This window comes from Stenotrophomonas sp. STEN087 (assembly GCF_056759115.1).
The window spans coordinates 1-11,070 of the sequence record NZ_JBRRCR010000111.1; the positions used below are offsets into that span (position 1 = coordinate 1).

The window sequence follows — 11,070 nt, forward strand, 5'->3', positions numbered from 1 at the left end:
GCGGGCCGCGCCCGGGGGTGGGGCGCCGGGGCGGCGCCGGGGCCCCCGTAGCCCGCCGCGGGGGCCGGGCCCCCCCGCTCCCGGGGGGTTGCGGGCCAGCGGCCGGCACTACCGATCGTGGTCAGAACTTGTAGTTCACGCCCAGCACGTAGGTGCGGCCCCACTCGATGTATTCCAGCGGGCGGTCCTTGGTGCCGGCGTAGGTGCGGTACGGCTCGTTGGTCAGGTTGCTTCCCTGCAGCAGCAGGGTCAGGCCACGCATGGCGCTGCTGTCGCTGAAGGTGTAGCTGATCTGCGCATCGGTCACGTTCTCGCCCACCACGTAACGCAGCGTGCGGTTGCCGTTGAAGTTGCCGATCTCACCGATGAAGTCCGAACGACGGCGCTGGCTCACGCGTGCTTCGAAACCATTGCGCTCGAAGTAGGCGGTGAAGTTGTACACGCGGTCGGACAGGCCGGGCAGGCTGATCGGATCCGAACCCACGCTGGAGGCGCTTTCCGGGTCGAGGATCTTGATGTCGCTCTTGTTGAAGGTCGCGCTGGCCTGCACGCCGAAGCCACGCAGGCTCTCGGTCAGCATGTCCAGCGGGAACGATGCGGTCAGTTCCAGGCCCTTCAGCGTGCCGCCCTTGCCGTTTTCCGGGGTGGAGAACGTACCGGTGGTCAGCACCGGCACGGTCATGCCCGGCGGCGGCACGTAGCTGCCCAGCAGGTCGGTGAAGTCGTAGTCGTCCACCGACTGGGTGTAGACGTAGCTTTTCAGGTCCTTGTAGAAGATCGCGGCGGCCACGTAGGCCTTCTCACCGAAGTACTTCTCGTAGGACAGGTCGAGCGCGGTGGCACGCCACGGATCCAGCAGCGGGTTGCCGCCGCTGCCGCCGGGCTTGCCGGTGGCGGTATCCACGCCGAATTCCAGGCCGGCACGCATCTGGTCCACGCGCGGGCGCGCGACCTGCTTGGCCGCGGCGAAGCGCAGCGTCTGCTGGTGCGGGAACATGAAGGCCAGGTTCAAGCTCGGCAGCCAGTCGTTGTAGGTCTTGCCGTTGGAATACGGCTGGATGTTGCTGCCGGCCGGCTGCGAGCTGTCCCAGTAGCGCGAATCCGAGCTCTGGTCGGTGTGCTGCATCTGCACGCCGATGTTGCCGCGCACACCCACGTCACCGATGTCGGTGTTGAGGTTCAGGCGCGCCCAGGCGGTGGTGATCTTTTCCTGCACGACCCACGACTTCGGGATCAGGTAATCAAGGTTGTCGACCGGATCGAAGGTCATGTAGCGGCCGACGGCCGCCGGCACGTTCCAGGCCGGGATGTAGCCGATGCCGGCAAAGCCCAGGTTGACCGGCGAATACTGCAGGTCCGAGGCGATGTTGGCATCGCCCTGTGCGCCCAGCAGGATGTTGCCTTCGGACTGGGTCTTCACCTTGCGGCGGTCAGCGTAGTTCACGCCCACATCGATGTCCGGCGCCCATGAGGCAACGGCCTCGGGCAAGGCAATCGTCGCGGCCAGCTTGGCACCCTTCAGGCGGTCTTCCACCTGCGGCACCTTGCCGTAGCCGGAGCCGTAGATGGTGTTGGTCAGGAACAGCGCATCGGGGTTGGAGTAATCAAGGCCCGGGGTGATCTGCGAGAAGCCATTCGGGCGGATCTGCAGGCCGATGGTGTCCAGCTGCGGCATCGGGGTGAGCTGCAGGTTGTTTTCCAGGTTCAGCTCATCGCGCGTGGCCTTGGAGTAGTTCACATCGGCGACCAGCTTGACGCTGCCGAAGGTGAACTCGTTGTTCCAGCCGAACGCATCGATCTTGTCCTTGCGCTTGTTGTACATGCCGCGCACCAGCGGGTACACGCCACTGGCGGTGCCGCCGGTGAAGGTGCCATCGGCATTGACCTGCGGGTTGCTGATCAGCAGGCCCGGGGTATAGCCACCGTTGTAGTTGCTCAGGTTGAGCTCGAACTGGTTGGCGGTGTCGATCTGCTCGGCTTCGGTGTGGAACGCATCGAAGGTGCTGGTCCAGGCGTTGTTCGGCCGGAACTGGATGGTGGCCATCACGCCGTCGCGCTTGTTGTTGCCGGTACGGCGCAGCGCCTTGATGCCATCGGAGAAGTAGGTACCCGCGGCCACGCCCGGACGGTTGCCGTTGGTGGTCTGCTCGGTGGTCCACGGCTCGTACAGGCCGACCTGGTTTTCCTGGATCGGGTTGTCGCTGTGCGCGTAGCCGATCGAGATGCCCAGGGTCTTGTCGAAGAACTGGTCGATGTAGCTGGCGCTGAAGCGGTTGCCGAATTCATCGACGTTGGCGGCTTCGCCGAGCGAGCTCTTCTGCAGGCGGCCGCTGACCGCGATCACGCGGTCGGGGAAGCTGAGCGGACGCACGGTCTGCATGTCGATGGTGCCCGACAGGCCCTGGCCGACCAGGGCGGCGTCCGGGGTCTTGTAGACGGTCACGCCGTTGACCAGTTCCGAGGGGTACTGGTCGAACTCGACGCTGCGGTTGTCGCCGGTGCTGACCACTTCACGGCCGTTGAGCAGGGTGGTGGCGAAGTCGGGCGACAGGCCGCGCACGCTGATGACCTGGGCACGGCCGGCCACGCGCTGGGCGGCCAGGCCGGGCAGGCGGCCCAGCGATTCGGCGATGCTCACGTCGGGCAGCTTGCCGATGTCTTCGGCCGAGATTGCTTCGACCACCGAGGTGGCGTCCTGCTTGATCGCGATGGCGTTCTCGATGCCGCGGCGGATGCCGGTGACCTGCACGGTGTCCAGGTTGGTGGCGGACGTACCGGTGGTGGTGGCGGTTTCGGTGGACTGCGTGGACTGTGCCGATGCCAGTGACGGCACCAGTACAACGGCCAGCGCCAGACTCAGCGCGGTGCGCTTGTGGTTCAACATTTTCCCCTCCCAGGCAATGTTGTAGAGCATCTTGTGGTCGTCCCGGCGGTGCCGTGGACGTGCGACGCGGTGGCCGCTGTCGTCGCCGCTATGGTAGGCAGCGGCTTCTCCGCGGGAATCACCCTGCATACGTATTCAATGGCTTTCACAGCGTTGTAATCGATTCCAGTGCCCAGATCCCGGTAGTGCTGGCCGCTCGCCGGCAACCACGGGATGCGGATGGATGCCGGCCAGCGGCCGGCACTACCGTTCCAATCAGAGCGGGGTGAACCGGATCGCCTGGCCACCGCCCGGTGCCAGCACCAGGGTCAGGGCATCGGCGCTGGTCACCTCGCGCGTCTCGCGCTTGAACGCGAACGGATTGCTGCGGAAATCCGCGCCTTCGCCATCGCGGTAGATCTCGGCGCGATAGCGCATGCCCGGTTCCAGGAAGCCCAGCGACATCGGCAGCACGCGGCCGTGCTCATCGGTGATGCTGCCCAGGAACCAGTCACGGCTGTTGCGGTCGCGGCGCACGATGGTCACGTAGTCGCCCACTTCGCCATCGAGCACGCGGCTCTGTTCCCAGTCCACGGCCACGTCCTCGATGAAGCGGAACGCCTCGCGGTGCTGCAGATAGTGCTCGGGCAGATCGGCGGCCATCTGGATCGGGCTGTACTGCACCACGTACAGCGCCAGCTGGCGGGCCAGCGTGCTGGGAATGGCCTGGCCGTGGCGGCCCTTCAGGCTGAGGATGCCGGGCGTGTAATCGAACGGCCCGGCCAGCATGCGGGTGAACACCAGGTTGACCTCGTGTTCGGGCGGGTTCGGCGGCTGGCCCCAGGCGTTGTATTCCATGCCGCGCGCGCCTTCGCGCGAGATCCAGTTCGGGTAGGTGCGGCGCAGGCCGGTGTCCTTGATCGGCTCGTGCGGGTTCACCGACAGGTGCCGCTGTGCGGCTTCCTGCACCACCTTCAGATGATGGCGGGCCATGAACTGGCCGTCGTGCCACTCGCGCCACAGCGGGCCACCGGCCGGATTGCGGCGGTCGATCTGGCCGTCATCGCAGACGTAGCCGGTCTTGAACTGGTCAATGCCCAGCCGCGCATACAGGTCCAGCGCGGCGCCCAGCTGGTCCTCGTAATGCTCGATGGCGCAGCCGGTTTCGTGGTGGCCGATCAGGTGCACGCCCTTCTTCAGGCCGTAGGCGGACAGCGCCTCGATATCGAAATCGGGCGTGGCGCGGGTGAAATCGAAGTCGTAACCGTTGCCGACCCACATGCCGTCCCAGCCGGGATTCCAGCCTTCCACCAGCACGCCGCGGAAGCCGTGCGCGGCGGCGAAGTCGATCACCTTCTTGGTCTTGGCGGTGGTGGCGGCATGCTTCGGGCCGGTCGCCCAGCTTTCGATGTCCAGGTGCATCGACCACCACACGCCCAGATACTTGGCCGGCTTCACCCAGCTCACGTCGCCCAGTGCATTGGGCTCGTTGAGGTTGAGGATCAGGTCCGACTCGACCAGGCCGCCGGCGCGGTCGGCGATCTGCAGGGTGCGCCACGGCGTGGCGAAGGGCAGGGCGCGGCGCACCTTCCAGCCTTCGGCCGAGGGCGAAAGCTGCGCGCGCAGGCGCTGGCCCTCGGTGCGGCGCAGCCACATGCCGGCGTAGTCCACCAGCGCTGCCTCGTGGATGGCCACGTGCAGGCCGTCGTGGCTGCGCAGGGTCATCGGCGTGTGCACCAGCGGTACTTCGCGCAGCGGCGTGCGCTGGTACAGGTATTCGTAGTGGATCGGTTCGCCGGCCGGAATCCACCAGGCGGTCGAGTCGGGCGCGATGGCGAACTCGGTCAGCTCGTCATCGATGATCGCCTCGCGCAGGTTGGGCTGCTCGGGGAACACATAGCGGAAGCCGAGCCCGTCGTCGTACACGCGGAACACCACGTCCAGGCGGCGCTTGCTGCCGGTGGTCTCGGCCAGCTGCACGGTCAGCTCGTTGAAGTGGTTGCGGGTGACCCGGCGCTCGCCCCAGGGCTGTTCCCAGGTGTCATCAACGCTGCGCTGCTGCTGGCCGAGCAGGGCGAAATCGCGGTCGAGGCGGCCGTCGCGCAGTTCGAAGCCGAGCTTGGAATCGGCCACCACGGGTTCGCCGAAGCGTTCGACGCGGTAGCGCGCGGTGCCACCGTCCAGCACCAGGCTGACCGTGAGCACCTTGCCCGGTGATTCAACGCTGGCGACCTGGGGCGCGGCCTGGGCAAGGGTGGCCAGGCCCAGCAGGGCCAGCCCGGACAGATGCGCGAACACCGCGCGTAGTGCAGCAGATGAAGCCGGCATTTCCCCTCCCAAGGCGCCATTGGCAGACCCGGACCATAAGCCAGCGCGGCGGCCTGTCTTCACGCGACTGCGATGAATACGTATGCAACTGGCCGCAGGCCGCAGCGCCGCGTCTACCATGGGGCCAAGGCACCTTGAGGGAGGCGCCGCGCCCGCGCACCGTCATGGTGGCGCGGACCCACAACGGTGCAGAGAGGGAGGGAGGTCGACGGGCGCAAGCCGGTCTGCCGCTTCGATGCTGAAGATCATTTGCCTGACGGCTGCCCTCGGGGCAGCGCTGGGAACGACCGCGCACGCGGCCGACCTGGAATTCAACGGCCGCCATGCGCGCGCCGAAGCCGCTGCCAAGGGCAGCTTCGTGCTGCATGCGCCCAAGGGTGAAGTGCAGATTGCTGCCGCGCCCATGCGCAGCCAGACCGCCAGCGTGATGTTCGACGCGCTGTTCGCACTGGCCCAGCAGGAAATGGACCAGGACCGCGTCGATGCGATCCGCGATCCGTCCTTCGATGAAGGTCGCCCGGTGCCGTGCGAGTGCTTCCAGACCGGCGCGCGCTGGCCCTATGTGTGGACCCGCGATCTCAGCTTCGCCGCCGATCTGGCGCTGGCGAAGCTGGACCCGCAGCGCACCCGGCAGTCGCTGCAGTTCAAGCTGTCGGCCGCGCGCGATGGCCATACCCCCGGCCTGTTCGTGGCCCAGGACACCGGCTCCGGTGGCAGCTGGCCGATCAGCAGCGACCGCGTGGTGTGGTTCCTGGCCGCGCGCCACCTGCTGGATGATCCGGCCTTCGCCGACCAGGTCTGGCAGGCGCTGCAGGGCACCCTCGCGCAGGACCGGGCGAGGGTGTTCGACGCGCAGATGGGCCTGTACCGCGGCGAGACTTCGTTCCTGGACTGGCGCGAGCAGACCTACCCGGACTGGACGCGCGAGAACGTGCGCTTCATCGGCGATTCCTACGCGCTGTCCACCAACGTGCTGCACTACCAGGCCCTGCGCCTGGGCCAGCAGATGGCCGCGCAGCTGGGCGACGAGCGCAGCGAGCAGTACAAGGCCTGGGCCGATGCGCTGGCGCTGCAGATCGACGCACGCTTCTGGCGGCAGGACATGGGCCAGTACATGAGCTACATCGGCGAAGCGGCGCACCCGGTGCCCTACGCCAAGGTCGACCTGCTGGGCCTGTCGCTGGGCATCCTCGCCGACGTGCTGCCGGCCGAACGCGCGCAGCGGGCGCTGGCCGCCTACCCGATGGGGCCGGCCGGCAGCCCGGTGGTGTGGCCGCAGGAAGCGCAGCAGCCGATCTACCACAACCGCGCCATCTGGCCGTTTGTCAGCGCCTATTCGCTGCGCGCTGCGCGCAAGCTCGATGATGCCCCGCGCATCGCCGCCGAGATCCGTTCGCTGATGCAGGGCGCGGCGCTGGCTGGTTCCAACATGGAGAACTACGAACTGGTCACCCAGGCCGTGCACGTCGACGAAGGTGCGCTCAGTGGCCCGGTGGTCAATTCCGAGCGTCAGTTGTGGTCGGTGGCCGGTTACCTGGCCATGGTCAGCGAAGGCGTGTTCGGCCTGCAGGGCGATGGCAGCGTGCAGCCCAAGCTGCCGGCCAGCCTGGTGCCGGACCTGTTCGGAAAGCAGCGCCGCATCAGCCTGGACGCCAACGGCAAGCGCTACGTGCTGGAGCGGCCGAAGCAGCTGGGCGAGGGCCTGCTGGTGGCCGGCAAGGTCAAGACCCGCGGTACGACCACCACCGTGCAGCTGGTGCCGGCCGCAGTCGCGCCGCGCGCAGCCGTGGCCAGCGCCGATGCCAATGCGCGCGCACCGGCGACGCCGGCCGCGCCGCAGGCCAAACGCAGTGGCAAGGGCTGGACCGTGGCCGTGGCCGCCGACCAGGTGCTGTGGCAGGACGGCAAGGCCGTGCAGCCGGCCAAGGGCGTGGTGCGCGTGGGCGACGATGGCCTGCAGCATTGCCTGAGCCTGACCCGTCGCGAGGGCGCGCTGGAATCGCTGCACAGCCCGATGCTGTGCGTGGGCCCGCAGCAGGTGCTGCGCGGTGACCGGCAGTGGCGCTTCACCACGGCCAAGGCCGGCCACGTGCGCCTGCGCCTGCAGTACAACAACCCGAACGGGCCGATCAACACCGGCGTGACCGCAGCCGTGAAGCAGTTGAACCTGCAGTGCGCGGGCCAGCCGGCGCAGCGCCAGACGGTCACCCTGCCGCACAGTGTGGCCGCGCAGGAATCCACGGCGGTCAGCTTCGCCGTGCCCAAGGGCCGTTGTACGGTCACGCTTGAGGAAGGCTTCAACATGAGCGCACTGCAGCACTTCGCGCACTACACCGGCGGCAAGGGCGGGCGCGAGGGCGTGCTCAACCAGGCCCAGGTGCAGGCGCTGAAGGTGGCACCGGTCGCGGCCGTCGAGGGCGTACGATGAGCCGTCCCGCCAAGCCGCAGCTGTCGTTCTGGCAGATCTGGAACATGTGTTTCGGCTTCCTCGGCATCCAGTTCGGGTTTGCCCTGCAGAACGCCAACGCCAGCCGCATCTTCGAAACATTGGGCGCATCGCAGGACGCGGTGCCGGGGCTGTGGATCGCCGCACCGCTGACCGGCCTGCTGGTGCAGCCGGTGGTGGGTTATCTGTCCGATCGCACGTGGACGCGCTGGGGCCGGCGCCGCCCGTTCTTCATGATCGGTGCGGTGCTGACCACGCTGGCCCTGCTGGTGATGCCGAACTCGCCCACGCTGTGGATCGCCGCCGGCACGCTGTGGGTGCTGGATGCTTCCATCAACGTGTCGATGGAACCGTTCCGTGCCTTCGTCGGTGACCAGCTGGCGCCCCGCCAGCGTCCCACCGGCTATGCGATGCAGAGCTTCTTCATCGGCGTCGGCGCCATCGTCGCCAGCTTCCTGCCCTTCATCCTTACCCACTTCGGGGTCAGCAACACAGCGGCGCCGGGCGAAGTGCCCGATTCGGTGCGCTACGCGTTCTACTTCGGTGCGGTGGTGCTGCTGGCGGCGATCAGCTGGACGGTTTTCAGCACGCGCGAGTATTCGCCCACCGAACTTGCGTCCTTCGACGATGCCGAACCGCCGGCGCACCATGCCGGCGCCACCATCACCGGGCCCGCGCCGTGGGGCCAGGTGGCGCTTTGGCTGGGCCTGGGCGTGCTGCTGGCGGCACTGATCGCCTGGCGCCAGGGCGACAAGATGCTGTACGTGCTGGCTGGCCTGTGCGCGGGCTACGGCCTGCTGCTGGCACTGGCCCGTGCGCTGCCCGGCACGCACATGCTGGCCGCCATCGTCGGCGACCTGCGGGCGATGCCGGTGACCATGCGGCGCCTGGCCTGGGTGCAGTTCTTCTCGTGGTTCGCGCTGTTTGCAATGTGGATCTTCACCACCGCGGCGGTGGCCGGCACCCACTTCGGTTCCACCGATCCGCAGTCGGCCGCCTACAACGAAGGTGCCAACTGGGTGGGCGTGCTGTTCGGTGCCTACAACGGTTTCGCCGCGGTGGCCGCGCTGCTGATCCCGCCGATGGTGCGCGCGCTGGGCCTGCGCTGGAGCCACCTGGTCAACCTGTGGCTGGGCGGGGCAGGGCTGATCTCGATGATGTTCATCGATGATCCGCGCTGGCTGCTGCTGTCGATGGGCGGTGTCGGTTTCGCCTGGGCCTCGATCCTGTCCCTGCCGTATGCACTGCTGTCGGACAGCGTGCCGGCGGCGAAGATGGGCGTGTACATGGGCATCTTCAATTTCTTCATCGTGATCCCGCAGCTGGTCGCGGCCAGTGCGCTGGGCTTTGCCCTGCGTGCGTGGCTGGGTGACCAGCCGATCCATGTGCTGGTGCTGGGCGGCTGCAGCCTGCTCGTCGCCGGCTTGTGCGTGCTGCGGGTTCCGTCCCGTCCGGAGGTGGTGTGATGCGTGGTGTGTTGGCTGTTGCTGTTTCCCTTGCCCTGTTTGCCGGTCAGGCCGTGGCCGCGCCGCGCCCGGACTATGTCGGCACCACCGAGCCGTTCGCCAGCGATGCGGTGTACTTCGTGGTCACCGACCGCTTCGTCAACGGTGATACCTCCAACGACCACCGCGACCAGGGCGGCAAGCACCGCACCTTCGATATCCCGGTGCCGTGCCCGGACAAGGTCGACGGCAACATCGGCTACCTCGGCGGCGACTTCCGCGGCGTGCTCGACAACGCGCAGTACATCCGCAACCTCGGCTTCGGCGCGGTCTGGATCACGCCCATCGTCGACAACCCGGACGAGGCGTTCACCGGCAGCAAGCCGATCAGCTGCACCAGCACGCTGACCGACCGCGGCAAGACCGGCTACCATGGCTACTGGGGCATCAACTTCTACAAGCTCGACGAACACCTGCCGAGCAAGGATCTGGATTTCGCCGGCCTCAACAAGGGCCTGCACGATGCCGGCCTGAAGGTGGTGCTGGATATCGTCGGCAACCATGGTTCGCCGGCATGGACCATGCCCAAGCGGCAGCCGCAGTTCGGCCAGATCTTCGACAAGGACGGCACGCTGATCGCCGACCACGAGAATCTGCCGCCGCAGAAGCTGGACCCGAAGCACAACCCGCTGCACGCGTTCTACAACAACATCGGCCCGGTCGACAGCAAGGACGGTTCGATCTTCGATGGCAACCTGGCCGAGCTGTCCGATTTCAACCAGGACAACCCGGCGGTGATGGACTACCTGGTTGGGGCCTACCTGCAGTGGACCGCGCAGGGCGTGGACGCGCTGCGCATCGACACCATCGGCTGGCTGCCGCATCCGTGGTGGCACGAGTTCGTCAACCGCATCCGTGCCGCGCATCCGGGCATGTTCATGTTTGGCGAAGCGTTCGACTACAACGCGGCCAGCATCGCCGAACACACCTGGCCGGCCAACGCCAGCGTCAGCGTGCTCGACTTCCCGCTGCGTGGCGCACTGGAACAGACCTTCGGCACCACCGGCAAGGGCTTTGAAACGCTGGCCGAACCGCTGCACCTGACCGGTGGCCCGTACGCCAACCCGTATGAGCTGATGAGCTTCTACGACAACCACGACATGCCGCGCCTGCAGGCCAGCGACACCGGCTTCATCGACGCGCACAACTGGCTTTTCACCGCGCGCGGCATCCCGGTGGTCTATTACGGTTCGGAAACCGGCTTCATGCGCGGCCGCGCCGAACATGCCGGCAACCGTGCCTACTTCGGCCAGCAGCGCGTGGATGACGCGCCGCAGAGCCCGATCTTCGCGCCGCTGCAGCGCATCGCCAAGCTGCGCGAGGCCACCCCGGCCCTGCAGCGCGGCCTGCAGGTGAACGAGCGCCTGCAGGGCGACGAAGCGGTGTTCTTCCGTGTGCTGCAGCATGGCGACGTGACGCAGACCGCGCTGGTGCTGCTGAACAAGGGCGATGCCGCGCGCAGCATTGACGTGGAACGCTACCTGCAGCCCGGCACCTGGCGCGACGCGCTGGGCGGCGGCGAGCTGAAGGTGAAGCGCACGCTGAAGGTGGAGGTGCCGGCGCACGGCGTGAAGGTCTACGTGCTGGATGCACCGGTGCAGCAGCCGGCCCTGCAGGCCGAGCTGGACAAGGCCGTGGCCGACCAGCAGGCGCGCGACCAGCGGTTGAAGCGGTAGTGGGGGGGGGGGGGGGGCCGCCCCCCCCCCACCCCCCCCCCCCCCGCCCGGCCACGGACAGGTTCCGTGCGCGCCAGCCACGGAGTGAAGAAGGAAGGGCAGGAGCGGGTCGCGGCGCTGCGCTTGCTCGGAGCCGAGCATGGCTCGGCTCTTATCTCTTCCGACTCTGGCACTTTAGGTGCCGAGAGCCCGGCGCGGACGACCGTTCGGCTCTAGGTCTTTTCGATCGCTCTGTAGCAAGGATCTCCGCGC

The 11,070-nt window shown here is 67.5% G+C and carries 5 protein-coding genes; 3 read left to right on the forward strand and 2 right to left on the reverse strand.

The genetic code is table 11. The features are described 5' to 3' along the window. Positions 1-121 precede the first annotated feature (121 nt). Positions 122-2,884, reverse strand: a complete 2,763-nt coding sequence (locus ACVOK1_RS18900) for a TonB-dependent receptor (RefSeq protein WP_481562922.1) — start codon at positions 2,882-2,884, stop codon at positions 122-124. 255 nt (positions 2,885-3,139) lie between these two features. Further along, on the reverse strand, positions 3,140-5,191 hold the full coding sequence (locus ACVOK1_RS18905) for a glycoside hydrolase family 97 protein (protein ID WP_481562923.1): 2,052 nt from the start codon (positions 5,189-5,191) through the stop codon (positions 3,140-3,142). A 235-nt stretch (positions 5,192-5,426) separates the two neighbouring features. Here ACVOK1_RS18905 and ACVOK1_RS18910 point away from each other — a divergent pair, with 235 nt between their 5' ends. Genes ACVOK1_RS18910 through ACVOK1_RS18920 form a run of 3 tightly spaced genes read left to right on the forward strand, consistent with a single transcriptional unit; the run spans position 5,427 to position 10,818 of the window. Then, positions 5,427-7,619, forward strand: coding sequence for a glucosidase family protein (locus ACVOK1_RS18910; protein ID WP_481562924.1), 2,193 nt, complete (start codon positions 5,427-5,429; stop codon positions 7,617-7,619). Next, on the forward strand, positions 7,616-9,103 hold the full coding sequence (locus tag ACVOK1_RS18915; protein WP_481562925.1) for an MFS transporter: 1,488 nt from the start codon (positions 7,616-7,618) through the stop codon (positions 9,101-9,103). The genes ACVOK1_RS18910 and ACVOK1_RS18915 overlap by 4 nt, the downstream gene beginning before the upstream one ends. Next, positions 9,103-10,818, forward strand: coding sequence for an alpha-amylase family glycosyl hydrolase (locus ACVOK1_RS18920; RefSeq protein WP_481562926.1), 1,716 nt, complete (start codon positions 9,103-9,105; stop codon positions 10,816-10,818). Before ACVOK1_RS18915 ends, ACVOK1_RS18920 begins: the two co-directional genes overlap by 1 nt. Positions 10,819-11,070: the final 252 nt, after the last annotated feature.

What these genes read in the sequence shown, in the direction of transcription:
- ACVOK1_RS18915 (WP_481562925.1), top strand. Translation starts at nt 7,616, where the DNA reads ATGAGCCGTCCCGCCAAGCCGCAGCTGTCGTTCTGGCAGATCTGGAAC.
- ACVOK1_RS18900 (WP_481562922.1), bottom strand. Translation starts at nt 2,884, where the DNA reads ATGTTGAACCACAAGCGCACCGCGCTGAGTCTGGCGCTGGCCGTTGTA.
- ACVOK1_RS18920 (WP_481562926.1), top strand. Translation starts at nt 9,103, where the DNA reads ATGCGTGGTGTGTTGGCTGTTGCTGTTTCCCTTGCCCTGTTTGCCGGT.
- ACVOK1_RS18910 (WP_481562924.1), top strand. Translation starts at nt 5,427, where the DNA reads ATGCTGAAGATCATTTGCCTGACGGCTGCCCTCGGGGCAGCGCTGGGA.
- ACVOK1_RS18905 (WP_481562923.1), bottom strand. Translation starts at nt 5,191, where the DNA reads ATGCCGGCTTCATCTGCTGCACTACGCGCGGTGTTCGCGCATCTGTCC.